This window comes from Tahibacter sp. (assembly GCF_035481375.1).
Lineage (GTDB): Bacteria > Pseudomonadota > Gammaproteobacteria > Xanthomonadales > Rhodanobacteraceae > Tahibacter.
The window spans coordinates 1-13,637 of record NZ_DATIGT010000034.1; the positions used below are offsets into that span (position 1 = coordinate 1).

The window sequence follows — 13,637 nt, forward strand, 5'->3', positions numbered from 1 at the left end:
CTTCCTGACCGGCATCGCCGACGGCGACGACGGCTCGCAGACGATCACGTTCAACATCACGAACAACACCAACGCCGCGCTGTTCAGCACCGCCCCGGCGATTGCCGCGAACGGCACGCTGACCTACACGCCGGCCGCGAACGCGAACGGCATGGCAACCGTCACGGTCGTCGCGCAGGACAACGGCGGCACGGCGAATGGCGGCAACGACACCTCCGCGCCGCAGACCTTCGTCATCAACGTCACCGCGGTCAACGACGCGCCGAGCTTCACGCCGGGCGCGGATCCGAGCGTCAACGAAGACTCCGGCCCGGCATCGATCGCCTGGGCGACGGCGCTGTCGGCCGGTCCGGCCGACGAATCCGGCCAGTCGTTCGGCTTCAATGTCGCAACCGTCAGCGGCGGCGCGCTGTTCTCCTCGCTGCCGACGGTTTCGGTCGCCGGCCAGCTGCAGTTCACGCCGGCCGCGAATGCGAGCGGCACTGCGACGTTCACCGTCACGCTGCAGGACAACGGCGGCACGGCGAACGGCGGTGTCGACACCTCCGCCCCGGTCACGCTGACGATCACGATCAATGCGCTCGACGATGCACCGGTCGCCGTCAACGACGCGGCCACCGTCACCGAAGACGCGGCCGCGACCGCGGTCAACGTGCTCGCCAACGACACCGACATCGACGGCGGTCCGATCTCGATCGCCTCGGTCACGCAGCCGCTCAACGGCGTCGTCGTCATCACCGGCGGCGGCACGGGCCTGACGTATCAGCCGAACCCGAACTACTGCAACGCGCCTCCGGGCACGACGCCGGATACGTTCACCTACACGCTGACCCCGGGCAGCAGCATCGGTACGGTTTCGATGACCGTGACCTGTGTCGACGACAACCCGACCGCGGTCAACGATTCCGCCACCATCACCGAAGACGATCCGGCGACGGCGATTCCGGTGCTCACCAATGACACCGATCCGGACGGCGGCCCGGTCTCGATCACGTCGGTCACGCAGCCGGCCAACGGCGTCGTCGTCATTACCGGCGGCGGCACGGGCCTGACGTATCAGCCGAACCCGAACTACTGCAACAACCCGCCGGGCACGACGCTCGACACGTTCACCTACACGCTGACGCCGGGCGGCAGCACCGCCACGGTCAGCGTCACGGTCACCTGCGTCGTCGACAACCCGGTCGCGGTCAACGACACGGCGACCGTCGTCGAAGACTCCGGCGCGAATGCGGTCAACGTGCTCGGCAACGACTCGAATCCGGACGGTTCGCCGATCAGCGTCGGTTCCGTCACGCAGCCGGCCAACGGTGTCGTCGTCATCACCGGCGGCGGCACGGGCGTCAGCTACGCGCCGAATCCGAACTACTGCAACACGCCGCCGGGCACGACGCTCGACACGTTCACCTACACGATCGCGCCGGGCGGCAGCGTCGGCACCGTGACGGTCTCCGTCACCTGCGTCGACGATCCGCCGGTCGCCGTGGCCGACAGTGCGACCGTGCTCGAAGACGCCCCGGCGACCGCAGTGCCGGTGCTCGCCAACGACACCGATCCGGACGGCGGTCCGGTCTCGATCACGTCGGTCACGCAGCCGGCCAACGGCGCCGTCGTCATCACCGGCGGCGGCACGGGCCTGACGTATCAGCCGAACGCGAACTACTGCAACAACCCGCCGGGCACGACGCTCGACACGTTCACCTACACGCTGACGCCGGGCGGCAGCAGCACGACGGTCACGATGACGGTCACCTGCGTCAACGATCCGCCGGTTCCGCCGGCTGTCGCGAACATTCCGGTTCACACCAACATCGCGATCGGCATCGTCGACGGCACGACCGGCGACCTGCTGATCCCGGGTGCGATCACCGATCCGGACAGCAGCACCTTCGCGATCGGCACATCTCCGACCACGTCGGTCAACGGCGGCGAACTCGCGATCAATGCGACGACGGGCGCGTTCACCTACAACCCGCCGTCCGGCTTCACCGGCAGCGACACGTTCCAGTTCACCGTCTGCGACGACGGTACGCCGCAGGCCTGCAGCACGCCGGTCACGGTGACGCTGGTCGTCGCCGGTCCGCGGATCTTCTTCGTCGATGACGACGCGGTCGTGGTCGGTACGCGCGACGGCACGCTGCAGCAGCCGCTGCAGACGCTGTTGGCCGCTGCCTCGGCGGCGACCACGTCGGGCGACAAGATCTTCGTGTTCCAGGGCAACTACTCTGCGGGCGTCACGCTGGCCAACGGCGTTGAACTCGCGGGTCACGCGCTCGATGCGGCCACCGTGAATGACTTTGATGCGGAACTCGGCATCTCGCCGCCGTCGTACTCGATCGCGCGTCCGCTCGTGGATCAGACCCCGCCGATCATTACCAACGTGGCCGGCAACGGCGTCACGCTCGGCAGCAACAACACCGTGCGCGGCGTGCAGATCGGCAACGTGACCGGAGCAGCGATCTCTGGCAGCGGCTTCGGCACGCTGACCGTCTTTGACGACGTGCGCATCAACACGAACGGGCAGGGCATCGTGCTCACGAACGGCACGTTCGCGGCCAGTTCCGTCATCGGCACGCTGACGTCGACCGGCGGCACGAACAACGTCTCGCTGACGACGGTCAACGGCACGGTCGATCTCGGCACCGGCGCGCTGTCCGGTGCGACGGGCACGGCGTTCAACGTGAGTGGCGGCACGGCCGGCATCACTTACGCCGGCACGATCAACAAGGCGAACGCGGGTCTGCTCATCGACGTGCAGAACAAGGCCAGTGGCACGATCTCGCTGTCGGGTGCGCTCGGTGCGACGGCCGGAACCGGCATCAACCTCAACAACATGGACGGCACGTTGAATGCCACCGGCATCGTCACGCTCAACGGCGGCGACGCCGGCATCGACATCACGACGGGTTCGGCCGGTACGGTCAACTTCTCGAACGCCGGTTCGGCGATCACGAATCCGACCAACGAAGCGGTCCGCATCGATGCGAGCTCGCCGACGTTCACCTACGCCGGCACGATCAACAAGAACAACACCGGCACCGGCATCCGCCTGTCGAACAACACCAGCGGCACGCAGAACTTCAGCGGTGCGGTCACGCTGAGTTCCGCAGCGGCGAATGCGATCGATCTGTCGAGCAACGGCACGACGACGATGAACTTCAGCGCCGCGGTGAACCTCACGTCCACGCTCGGCGACGGCGTGCGCCATCAGACCAGCGGCAACGTGAACTTCTCGGGCGGTCTGGTGATCTCCTCGGCCAGCGGCGACGGCATCGACGCGACCGGCGGCGGCACGCTGACGGTCACGCCGCCGGGTTCGGGGTTCAACGCGATCACGACGACCGGTACCGGCACGTCGCTCAACATGAATGCGACACAGATCGGCGCCGGCGGACTGACGTTCCGTTCCGTCACCAACAATGGCACGGGCACGGCGGGTATCGCGCTGTCGGGTACCGGCACCGCAGCCGCCAACGGCGGTCTGACGATCACCGGCGTCGGCACGACGACCAATTCCGGCGGCACGATCAACAACAAGTCGCAGCACGGCATCCGTACGAACGGCCTCAAGAGCCTGTCGCTGTCGAACATGGGCTTCTCGTTCAACGGCACGAACCAGGATGCCGCAGGCACCTGCGGCGATGCGTTGAATGCCACGAACACGAACTGCGGCGCCGCGATCCACATGCTCTCGACGAGCGCGGTCGCGCTCGCGAACGTCGACGTCTCCGGCGGCACGCAGATGGGCATCAACGGCAACGACGTGAATGGCCTGACCATGGACGACGTGACGGTGCAGAACGCCGGCGACGAGGTCTTCGAGGACGGCGTGCAGCTGGTCAACCTGCGCGGTACGGCCAGCGTCACCAACTCCAGCTTCACCGGCAACTTCCATCGCCAGTTCGAAGTGCAGAACCGCAATGCGGCGACGGCGCTGGCGCTGACGGTGAACAACGTGACGTTCGACCGCGGCACCTATATCTCGACGTCGGGCCAGAACGTGCTGGTCGCCGGCCACGGCACCTCGCAGCCGATGACGACCACGATCACCAACTCGATCTTCCGCCGCAGCTTCGGCTCGGCCATTACCGCACAGGGCGTCGACAACGCGGCGATGACGTTCAATATCGGCTCGGCCGGAAACCCGAACACGTTCACCGACAATTCGCTCGCGATGCAATTCCTGACCGACAACGCGGCGACCATGAACGCGACGGTGACGAACAACACCGTCACGGTCACCGGCACCGTCACCTCGGGCGCCACGCCGATCACCTTCCGCAAGGGGGCGAACGCGACCGGCCTGTACATCGGCAACTTCACCAACAACACCATCGGCAATGGGACGGTCGCGTCGGGCGCCAACTGCGGCGGCTGCAACGGCCTGTCGATCACCAACGAGGGCAATAGCGGCGGGATGCGGATGACGGTCAGCAACAACACGATCCAGCACGTCCCGCAGCGCGGCATGGAGGTGCTGGGCCAGGCCAACGACACGACCGGTGTGGTCGTGACGAACAACCAGTTTGCCTCGCCCGACGGTACGCCGGGCGTGCGCATCGGCCACGCCATCTTCATGCAGTCGGGTACTTCCGATGCCGACGGCAGCCAGATGTGCGCCGACATCCAGGGCAACACGATCCTGCCGAATCCGGGCTTCTGGGATGCGATCACGAGCGGCAATATCCGTCTTCGCATCTTCCCGGGTGAAACCGGCGCGCCGGTCGCGACCTTCCGCATGCGCAACGTCGGCGGCACCGGCACGCCGACGGACGTCGTCAACTACCTCAACGGTGCGAACACGAACGGTCTGGCGTCGGCCACCTCGAACGCCGTCACGCCGAACTACCAGACCGGTACCGCGGCGTGTTTCTGAGACAGCGCGATCTGATACAACGCGAACAATGAGAAAACCACCGCCGGCCTGGCCTTGCGCCAGGCCGGCGCGGTGAGTCGCACCGCACGGACGCGATGCACAGCTGGTACGCAGTCGATTCATTCCGACCACGCAGAGCACCACCAGGGGAGGCGTCATGGCAGAGCCATTCTTAGCCGAAGTCCGTATCTTCAGTTTTGTGTTCGCGCCCAAGGGTTGGGCGCTGTGCAACGGGCAGCTGATGCCCATCAACCAGAACCAAGCCCTGTTCTCGCTGCTCGGTACTACCTACGGCGGCGACGGCCGCGTGAATTTCGCATTGCCCGACCTGCGCAGCCGCGTGCCGGTCTATGTCGGCGGCAGTTCGGGCTTCACGCTCGGCGAACGCGGCGGCGAGCCCGCGCACACGCTGAGCATCAGCGAACTGCCGCAGCACAACCATTTCGTCAATGCGACGTCGGCGGCCGCGACCATCTCGATCGCAAATGCGACGTCGATGTTCGGCTCGGTCTCCTCGAGCCTGTACAACCCGGTGACGGCGCTGACGACGCTGCATCCCTCGTCGCTCACCAACACAGGCGGCAGCCAGGCGCATCTGAACATGATGCCGTTCCTGACCCTGAACTTCTGTATTGCCCTCCAGGGCATCTTCCCGAGCCAGACCTGAGGAGAACGCGACCATGGCACAACCTTATGTCGGCGAAATCCGTATGTTCGGCGGCAACTTCGCGCCCGTGGGCTGGATGTTCTGCGACGGCCAGCTCCTGCCGATTTCCGAGAACGAAACCCTGTTCCAACTGATCGGAACGACCTACGGCGGCGACGGCGAGTCGACCTTCGCGCTGCCGAACCTGCAGGGACGCGTACCGCTGCACCAGGGCAACGGTTTCATCCTTGCCGAAACGGGCGGCGCGGAATCCATCACGCTGACGACGCAGCAGATTCCCGTTCACAATCACGCGGTGCTCGCGTCGACGACATCGGCGCAGAATCAGCAGCCGACGGGCGCGGTCTTTGCGCAAGCTCCTACGCTGCAGGCCTACATCGTCGAAGCCTCGAGTCAGAATTTCGGTCCGGCCACGACGATCACCAGCACCGGAGGCAGTCAGCCGCACGAGAACATGCAGCCGTACCTGTGTGTGAATTTCATCATTTCGCTGTTCGGCATATTTCCGAGTCCGACCTGAGGGGGGCGAGTCATGGCAGATCCTTTTGTTGCTGAAATCCGCATCTTCGGGTTCAACTTCGCGCCGCGTGGTTGGGCGACCTGCGATGGCCAGTTGTTGCCGCTGTCGCAGAACACCGCGCTGTTCTCGCTGCTGGGCACTACCTATGGCGGCAACGGCAAGAGCAACTTCGCGCTGCCCGACATGGCCGGCAATGTTCCGATGCATCCGGGACAGGCGGCGGGCGGTTCGCTCTTCGACCTGGGCCAGATCGGCGGTTCGGCCACGGTCACACTGCTCGAATCCGAGATGCCGGCGCACAACCACATCATGCGCGTCGCGTCGGACATCGCCACCGAGAACTCGCCGGCACCCGACCGGGTGCTGACCTCGTCGAACAACGGCAGTGCGTACGCGCCGTCCGGCACGACGCCGGTCGTGCAGATGAACTTCCAGGAGCTGTCGATCACCGGCAGCGGCATGCCGCACAACAACCTGCAGCCGTATCTCACGCTGATGTTCTGCATCGCGCTGCAGGGCGTGTTCCCGCCGCGCGGTTGATACGCCGATCCGACGGACCTACCGCCCGTCGGTCTTTTCGCAACGGCCCGCAGTTCTGCGGGCCGTTCGTTTGTAACAAGCGGTAAAACTGCTGCGCCGGCGCACGCATGCGCTTTGGGCGCTGCACTGCCGCACGTTACAGTGAGTAACAGTTCGGCATCAGGGGATGCCGGCACAGGGGATTTCTATGAAACGTCGGGAATTTCTCGGCGCGCCAGCGGCGCTGCTCGTCCTTCCTTTTGCCGGCGCGCTGAGCGGCACCGCCGCGGCGGCGAACACGCTGCAGTTCACGTTGCTGCGGCTGGCCGGCAGCGGCGGCGACGGCGAAGTCACCGGCGGCTGGCAGAGCGCATGGCCGCAGGCCGTGGCGAGTCTGACCCGCGCGCGCATCGTGTTCCGCGGCGTCGTGCAGGCCGCGCCGAGCACGCTCGGTCCGGTCGACATCGAATCGGCGTTCTTTTCCGACAAGGGCGGCGGCGTCAATCTCGCCCATGTCTACAGCGCGCGGACCGGCGGCGTCGTCAGCGGCAGCAAGGCCATTTCCTTCGGTGCCGAAGCAGCGTCCTTCGGCGGTCTCGTCGTCACGCCGATCACCGGTCAGCGCAGCGTGCGCACATCGACCAGCGTGATCCTCGGCGACAGTCGCACGGGCCGGCTCACCGAGGGCCGTTACGTGCTGCTGCACGGCAGCAAGGTCAACGCGGCCGACTATGTCTGGAGCGGCTACGACGACCGGCCGCTGAGCCGCCGCGACCGTCGCGCCGTCAGTGCCGACTATCTCGTCTTCGACGTGGAGCCCGCTTGAGCAGACTCCCGTTCGCGCAGCGGCTCCCGCTGCAGTGTCCCGGTCTGGAATTCGTCCCGGAGCAGGATGCCGATACCGCGTTCGTTTGCGAGCTCTACGCGTCGACGCGCTGGCAGGAAATGGCGCAGACGGCCTGGGACGACGACGCGAAGCGTGCGTTCCTCTACAAGCAGTTCGAGCTGCAGCGCGACCACTACCGCAAGAACTACGTCGGTGCCGAGTTCCTCGTCGTGCGTCAGCACGGTCAGCCGATCGGCCGCATCTACCTCTTTGCGTCCGCGCGTGAAATCCGTCTCATGGATGTCGCGCTCGTGGACGTCAAGCGCGGGCAGGGGCTCGGCCGCGCGATGATCGAAGGACTGATGAAGCTCGCGCGCGAAGACGCTGCCGACATCACCTTGCACGTCGAGCCCAACAATCCGGCGCTGCAGCTGTATCGCCGGCTCGGTTTCTCGCTGATCGAGGACCGCGGCGTCTATCACTTCCTCGGCTGGAAACCCGGCACCGTTCCGGCGTGAGCGTTCCGATGCGTCGGACGGCCTCAGTTGAACGTGATTTCGTAGCACATGCCCTTGCCGTCCGGGCCGATCGGTACAATGAACAGATCGAGATCGCCCAGCGTCGGGTGCTGCAGGCGAAAGATGCCTTGCGGAATCACGCGGCTCGCGCCGTTCTCGCGCAGAGTCAGCAGGAACGGCGCCTCGGCCCTAGGGCTCGGATTGGCCAGGGTCCTGGCCTGCACGAGCTCGAGATCGGCGTATTCGGGGCCGTTGCCGCTCAGGCGCAGCGAGGTGCCCACGAGCGTCTCGAATTGGTCGACCTTGATCTGGTCCAGCATGGGTGCGCTCCGCGGGAAGAGCGCTGAGCGTAGCGGCTCGCCGCGTGCGCTCACAAGGCGGCGCGAACGCGCGGGGCTCCTGCGAGCCCCGCGCGCGTCACGGACTCGCCGTCACTCAGCGGAACGCCGCGACCGTCGCTGCGCGCTGGTTCAGCACGCGCGCGTTGTTGTGCGTCGACGTAGTGCCCATCGCGACGCCGTTGTAGGTCCTGTTCGGATTCGACCAGTAGTTGATGCGCGTGCAGCTCGCGCCCGAACACGCATAGGCCATGATCGTGCGCCAGCCGTTCGTCGGACGCTGATAGCCGTGGCCGTAGGCATACGGCGATCCGCTCGCATTGGCCGGATCGTGGTTCGCGCCGAAGTTGTGGCCGATCTCGTGCGCGAAGGAGTAATAGCCCGTCGCACAGGTGCGCGCGACGACGCTGAAGGCCGTCGACGCGCTCGAGTTGAGATAGCCGATGCCGCAGGCGGCGCTGCCGTTGACGATGAGCACGGCCACGTCGGCGGCGACGTTGTTGCGCGTCGTGTGGATCGAATCCATGTAGCCGTCGCCGGTGCCGCGGTAGCGCGACAGCTCGGTGCTGAAATTGCCGGTCTCGGTGTAGCTCACGAGACCCGTGCCGGCGAGCTGCAGCGTGATCGTGACGGCACTGTTCGCATAGCCCTGATTGGTCTCGGACACGGCGAGGTTGATAAGGCTCGACATGCTCGGCGTCGCGTTGTTCGCGGCGCTCGTGTAGTTCACGAGTGCGCGCACGACCGTGTTCGCGGCGACCGCCTTGGACGGCGCGATCGACTTCACGGCGGCCTCGAACTGGCGGCGGTAGTCGGACTCGTCATGATCGGCCGGCATCTTCGACTCGTCGACTTCCACGACGACATGGCGGCCGTCGAACAGCGGGCGCACGGCGTAGAGCTGCCCGTGCACGCGGATGTTGCCGGTCACGTAGCTGCCGTCGCGCACGAGCGTGACCGCGTTCATCGGATCGTTCGCGACTTCGTCCGGCGACGCGCGTGCGCCGTCGAGGCGTTTCGGCGCGAGCGTGCCTTCCCAGACCAGCGTGCCGTCGTCGTTGCGGTAGGCGTTGTTGCGATGCGCGGTGATCTGCACCGGGCCGCCTATGTCGAGGTCGAGCACGATGCGCGCGGTGTCGGCTTCGAGGGCTGCGGCGTTCGCGAGCACGACCGTGGCCGATGCCGTCGTCGGGTCCTTGGCGATTTCAGCGAAGGCGGCGTCGGTGACGAGCGGCGTCAGCGGTGCGGATTGGAACAGCGTGGCATCGGCCGCGAAGGCAGGCGCGGCGAGTGCGGCAACGGCGAGCGCGCAGGCGCGCGCGATGAACGTGTTGTGCATGAGTCGGACTCCGCTAGTGCATGGATGGATGCAGTCTCGCTAGCGGCAGGGCCCTGGTCGCCGCGGCATTGCGGCGAACCTGCCAGACAGGTTTTCGACGGCGGCGGCAGCGAGACCCATGCCTGCGCCGGATGCCGACTCTGGTCGGCGGGCCGACCCCGGTCAAGCGTCCGTACGACGGAGATCACGGATCTGTGACGACCGTCGCCGCATCGGTTCAATTATGAACGCATGTAACTGTTGATTTGTGCACTGCGACATGGGCGACGTCGCGCCGCCCATGCGCAGGTGACGATCTCAGCGGAACCCGGCGACCGTCGCGCGCGTGTTGTTGAGTACGCGGGCGTTGTCGTTGCGGGTGGTCGTGCCCATGGCGCGGCCGCCGTAGGTCTTGTTCGGATTCGACCAGTAGTTGATGCGCGTGCAGCTCGTCGTCGAGCACGCGTAGGCCATGATCGTGCGCCAGCCGCCGGCGGTCGACTGATAGCCGTGGCCGTAGGCGTAAGGCGTGTTGGTCGGATCGTTGGCCGGATCGTGGCGCGCCGACTGCAGATGGCCGATCTCGTGCGCGAACGAGTAGTAGCCCGTCGCGCAGTCCCAATGCGCCACCGCGAACGCGGTGCTCGCCGTCGCGCCGATCGCCGAGGCGAGTCCGCAGGACGAGGAGTTGTTGATCAGCAGCACCGCGACGTCGGCCGTGTTCGTGTTGCGCTGCGTGTGGATCGAATCCATGTAGCCGTCGGACGTGCCGCGATAGCGGGACAGGTCCGTGCTGAAGCTGCCGGTTTGCGTGTAGGTGACCTGCGACTTCGCCGCGAGCTGCAGCGTGATCTGCACGCCGCTGTTGGTGTAGCCCTGGTTCGATTCGGCAACCGCGAGAGTGATCAGGCCGTTGATGTCGCCCGACGCGCTCGCCGCACTGGCCGTGTAGTTCACGAGCACGCGGATCACGGTGTTGGCCGCCGTCGCCTTCGTGCTCGTCGGCAGCGGCGCCGCCTGTTCGAACAGCGCGCGGTAGTCGGCCGGCGGATGATCGAGCGGCATCGCGTTCTCGTCGACTTCGACGACCGCGTGACGCGCGTCGTGCAGCGGGCGGATCTTGTAGAGCTGCCCCATCACGCGCACGTTGCCGGTGATCTTGTCGCCGTTGCGCACGAGCATGACCGAGTTCATCGCGTCCTCGGCGATCTCCTCCGGGGTCATCTCGCGCTTCGTCGCGGTCTCGGCGATCGAGCCCTGCCAGACCAGGCTGCCGTCTTCGGTGTAGTACGCATGGCCGCGCTGCGCGGTCAGCTTGACCGGGCCTGCGATGTCGAGATCGAGCGTCAGCGCCTGCGTGTCGAGCTGTACCGCCGCGGCATTGGCCATGACGAGACGGATCGCGGCCGAGGCCGGATCGGCGGCGAGCGCGTCGAACGCGGCATCGCCCTGCGCCGCGCGATAGACCGCGGGTGCGGATGAAAACAACGACTGCGGTCCCTGCGCTGCCGCCAATCCCGACGCCAGCAAACCTGCTCCTGCCACACTCCAGAGAAAACACCGTTTCATTCGGATCTCCCCCACGACGAGCGCGCGAAAGCGAATCCGGCGCGTAAGGAGTCGCGCGCCAACCGGGTGACGATGGATGCCGGATTCCCCCCAACCCCTTCGGACGCCGCGATGCTCGTCGCAGCGAATCAGGTGGCGGCGCATCCCCATACGCCGCGATGTTCGGATCTCAGGCTACTCGGGAAAGCCCGGACGATCGGCTCACGTGCGCAATGGCGCTCGTCACGGAGTGCAGGCGCGCTCGCGGAACGCGCCGACAGCGTCGCGTCAGCCCGCGAGCCGCTCGACGATCGTCGTCGTCGCGCGCGCGCGATTCAGCGTATAGAAATGCAGCGACGGCGCGCCGCCGTCGATGAGCCGCCGGCACAGCGCCGTGACGACGTCGGCGCCGAATTCGCGGATCGCGTCGTGGTCGTCGCCGAAGGACTGCAGGCGGCGCGCGACCCAGCGCGGAATCTCCGCGCCGCAGAGTTCCGAGAAGCGGCGCAGCTGCGAATAGTTCGTGATCGGCATGATGCCCGGCACGATCGGCACCGTGATGCCGAGTCGGCGCGCATCGTCGACGAAGCGGAAATACGCGTCGGCGTTGTAGAAATACTGCGTGATCACACCGTCCGCGCCGGCCTCGACCTTGCGCTTGAAATGCGCGAGATCGGCCTGGGCGTCGTCGGCCTGCGGATGCGTTTCCGGATAGCCCGCGACCTCGATATGGAAGTAGTCGCCGGTTTCCTCGCGGATGAACGCGACGAGGTCGCTCGCGTAGCGGAAGTCGCCGTAGCTCGCCATGCCCGAGGGCAGGTCGCCGCGCAGCGCGACGATGCGGCGGCAGCCCTTGCTGCGGTAGAGCTCGAGCAGGCCGCCGATCTCCTTGCGCGTGCCGCCCATGCACGACAGGTGCGGCGCGGCGTCGAGGCCATGGTCTTCGCGCAGATGGCAGACCGTGTCCGGCGTATAGCTGAGCGTCGAGCCGCCGGCGCCGAAGGTCACCGACACGTATTCCGGATTCAGCGCCTTGAGCGAGGGCAATGCTTTCTCCAGCGTGTCGCGCTGCTCGTCGGTCTTCGGCGGAAAGAACTCCAGCGAAACCGGAATCGACAGGCGGGACGGAGCGGTCGCGGGCATTGCGGAAATCCTCGGCGGTACGAACGGAAGGCACGCGACGCCGGGCGGCGGACACGCGGATGCGCAATATATCTCGACTTCCGGATATAGAGATAGATGCATGGAGAAATGAGTGGACGGGGGTGAGGAACGAATACGAAGCCGGCCGCGACCAGGCTCATTCCTCACTCCTGTCCGCGCACTATCGCCTTCAGCATCGTTGACAGTGTCGTGCCGACCCCTCGGGCACAATCCGCCCATGCCCGCCACGATCGTCGAAGGCAATCCGAACGACGAGCAGTTCCGCCGCCGGCGAGAACTGGCCGAGACCGCCGCGCGCGGCGCGCTCGGCGGCGTGTTCTACGTGCTCGGCTGGTTCGTGGTCGCGGTCTGCGGCGGGCTGCACCGGCGCGAGCCGGCGCTGGTGGTCGCGGGCGGCATCGTGTTCGCGGCGCTGATGTTCGCGCGTATCACGCTGGCGCGGCGCGAGACCGCCGATGCGGACACGATCGTGCGCCTGCTGGTCTGCTGGTGGACCTTGCTGCTCGTGACGGCGGCGCTCTGGGGCGCGACGGCGACCTGGGCGCTGGTCGATTCGCGCATGCAGGAGGCGCGGTTGCCCGCACTGATCTGCAGCGTCGCGTTCGGTGCTGCGTTCGTTCACACGTATGCGACCCGCTGGCACTACGCGCTCTGCGGCGTGACGCTGCTGCTGTTGCCGGTCGTCGTGATCGCGTGGACCGTCCCCGATTTCGGCGGCGTCGCGTTCTCGCTGACCGTCTTCGTCGTGTACCTGCTGTCGTCGCTGCGCTTGAGTTGGCAGCAATACGATCGCCAGCTGCTGCTCGAACTCGCGCTGCTGCACCAGCGCGATCTCTACGAGAAGCAGAGCCGCACCGACGCGCTGACCGGCCTCGACAACCGGCGCGAGTTCACCTTCAACCTCGAGCGCGCGCTGACCGTCGGCGAACCGCTGTCGCTGCTGCTCATCGACATCGACCATTTCAAGCAGATCAACGACCGCCACGGCCATGCCGCGGGTGACGCCGTGCTCATCGCGTTCGCGGGCCAATTGCGCGAGCATTTCGCGCCGGCCGACGCACGTGTCGCGCGCATCGGCGGCGAGGAATTCGCAGTGCTGCTCGCCGGTGTCGGCGAGGACGCCGCGGCCGCATCGGCGGCGGCGCTGTGCCGGCGCATCGCCGCCGCACCGCTCGCCCCCGACGCGCGCCGCGGCGCGGTGACGATCAGCATCGGCGTCGGCGAGCTGCGCGACTCGCGGCGCCAGCGCCTCGACGATTTCCTCGTGACCGTCGACCGCTCGCTGTATCGCGCCAAGGCCGAAGGCCGCAATCGCGTCTGCCGCGTCGGCGGATAGGGCCGGC

General features: G+C 66.7%; 11 protein-coding genes. 7 read left to right on the plus strand and 4 right to left on the minus strand.

Annotated elements, in window-relative coordinates:
* From VLF18_RS02365 to VLF18_RS02390, 6 genes are all read left to right on the plus strand, one after another.
* The coding region (locus VLF18_RS02365) for a beta strand repeat-containing protein (RefSeq protein WP_325278014.1) at positions 1 to 4,876 on the plus strand (4,876 nt) is incomplete at its 5' end.
* A 157-nt stretch (positions 4,877 to 5,033) separates the two neighbouring features.
* Complete coding sequence (locus VLF18_RS02370; RefSeq protein ID WP_325278015.1) at positions 5,034 to 5,543, plus strand: phage tail protein; 510 nt, start codon at positions 5,034 to 5,036, stop codon at positions 5,541 to 5,543.
* A gap of 13 nt (positions 5,544 to 5,556) precedes the next feature.
* Positions 5,557 to 6,063, plus strand: a complete 507-nt coding sequence (locus tag VLF18_RS02375; RefSeq protein WP_325278016.1) for a phage tail protein — start codon at positions 5,557 to 5,559, stop codon at positions 6,061 to 6,063.
* 12 nt (positions 6,064 to 6,075) lie between these two features.
* Positions 6,076 to 6,603 (plus strand): phage tail protein, encoded by a 528-nt coding sequence (locus VLF18_RS02380; RefSeq protein WP_325278017.1) that lies wholly within the window; start codon positions 6,076 to 6,078, stop codon positions 6,601 to 6,603.
* Between the two features lie 187 nt (positions 6,604 to 6,790).
* Positions 6,791 to 7,408, plus strand: coding sequence for a hypothetical protein (locus VLF18_RS02385; RefSeq protein ID WP_325278018.1), 618 nt, complete (start codon positions 6,791 to 6,793; stop codon positions 7,406 to 7,408).
* Complete coding sequence (locus tag VLF18_RS02390; protein ID WP_325278019.1) at positions 7,405 to 7,926, plus strand: GNAT family N-acetyltransferase; 522 nt, start codon at positions 7,405 to 7,407, stop codon at positions 7,924 to 7,926. The genes VLF18_RS02385 and VLF18_RS02390 overlap by 4 nt, the downstream gene beginning before the upstream one ends.
* 23 nt (positions 7,927 to 7,949) lie before the next feature.
* Here VLF18_RS02390 and VLF18_RS02395 read toward each other — a convergent pair whose 3' ends face one another.
* From VLF18_RS02395 to metF, 4 genes are all read right to left on the minus strand, one after another.
* Positions 7,950 to 8,246 carry a DUF6916 family protein gene (locus VLF18_RS02395; RefSeq protein WP_325278020.1) on the minus strand — a complete coding sequence of 99 codons (297 nt, stop codon included), beginning with the start codon at positions 8,244 to 8,246 and terminating at the stop codon, positions 7,950 to 7,952.
* 115 nt (positions 8,247 to 8,361) lie between these two features.
* Positions 8,362 to 9,603, minus strand: coding sequence for a M12 family metallo-peptidase (locus VLF18_RS02400; protein ID WP_325278021.1), 1,242 nt, complete (start codon positions 9,601 to 9,603; stop codon positions 8,362 to 8,364).
* A gap of 297 nt (positions 9,604 to 9,900) precedes the next feature.
* Positions 9,901 to 11,151: a M12 family metallo-peptidase gene (locus tag VLF18_RS02405; protein WP_414717175.1), complete on the minus strand. Its 1,251-nt coding sequence runs from the start codon at positions 11,149 to 11,151 to the stop codon at positions 9,901 to 9,903.
* 267 nt (positions 11,152 to 11,418) lie between these two features.
* Positions 11,419 to 12,273 (minus strand): methylenetetrahydrofolate reductase [NAD(P)H], encoded by an 855-nt coding sequence (metF, locus tag VLF18_RS02410; RefSeq protein WP_325278023.1) that lies wholly within the window; start codon positions 12,271 to 12,273, stop codon positions 11,419 to 11,421.
* A gap of 238 nt (positions 12,274 to 12,511) precedes the next feature.
* Here metF and VLF18_RS02415 point away from each other — a divergent pair, with 238 nt between their 5' ends.
* The gene (locus tag VLF18_RS02415) at positions 12,512 to 13,630 is read left to right on the plus strand and encodes a GGDEF domain-containing protein (protein WP_325278024.1); all 1,119 of its coding nucleotides are present in this window, start codon (positions 12,512 to 12,514) and stop codon (positions 13,628 to 13,630) included.
* The last annotated feature ends 7 nt before the right edge of the window (positions 13,631 to 13,637 follow it).

Bases quoted from the DNA above. Each gene is read 5' to 3' on its own strand.
- VLF18_RS02405 (WP_414717175.1), bottom strand. From the start codon at position 11,151: ATGAAACGGTGTTTTCTCTGGAGTGTGGCAGGAGCAGGTTTGCTGGCG.
- VLF18_RS02415 (WP_325278024.1), top strand. From the start codon at position 12,512: ATGCCCGCCACGATCGTCGAAGGCAATCCGAACGACGAGCAGTTCCGC.
- VLF18_RS02375 (WP_325278016.1), top strand. From the start codon at position 5,557: ATGGCACAACCTTATGTCGGCGAAATCCGTATGTTCGGCGGCAACTTC.
- VLF18_RS02370 (WP_325278015.1), top strand. From the start codon at position 5,034: ATGGCAGAGCCATTCTTAGCCGAAGTCCGTATCTTCAGTTTTGTGTTC.
- VLF18_RS02395 (WP_325278020.1), bottom strand. From the start codon at position 8,246: ATGCTGGACCAGATCAAGGTCGACCAATTCGAGACGCTCGTGGGCACC.
- VLF18_RS02380 (WP_325278017.1), top strand. From the start codon at position 6,076: ATGGCAGATCCTTTTGTTGCTGAAATCCGCATCTTCGGGTTCAACTTC.
- VLF18_RS02385 (WP_325278018.1), top strand. From the start codon at position 6,791: ATGAAACGTCGGGAATTTCTCGGCGCGCCAGCGGCGCTGCTCGTCCTT.
- VLF18_RS02400 (WP_325278021.1), bottom strand. From the start codon at position 9,603: ATGCACAACACGTTCATCGCGCGCGCCTGCGCGCTCGCCGTTGCCGCA.
- metF (WP_325278023.1), bottom strand. From the start codon at position 12,273: ATGCCCGCGACCGCTCCGTCCCGCCTGTCGATTCCGGTTTCGCTGGAG.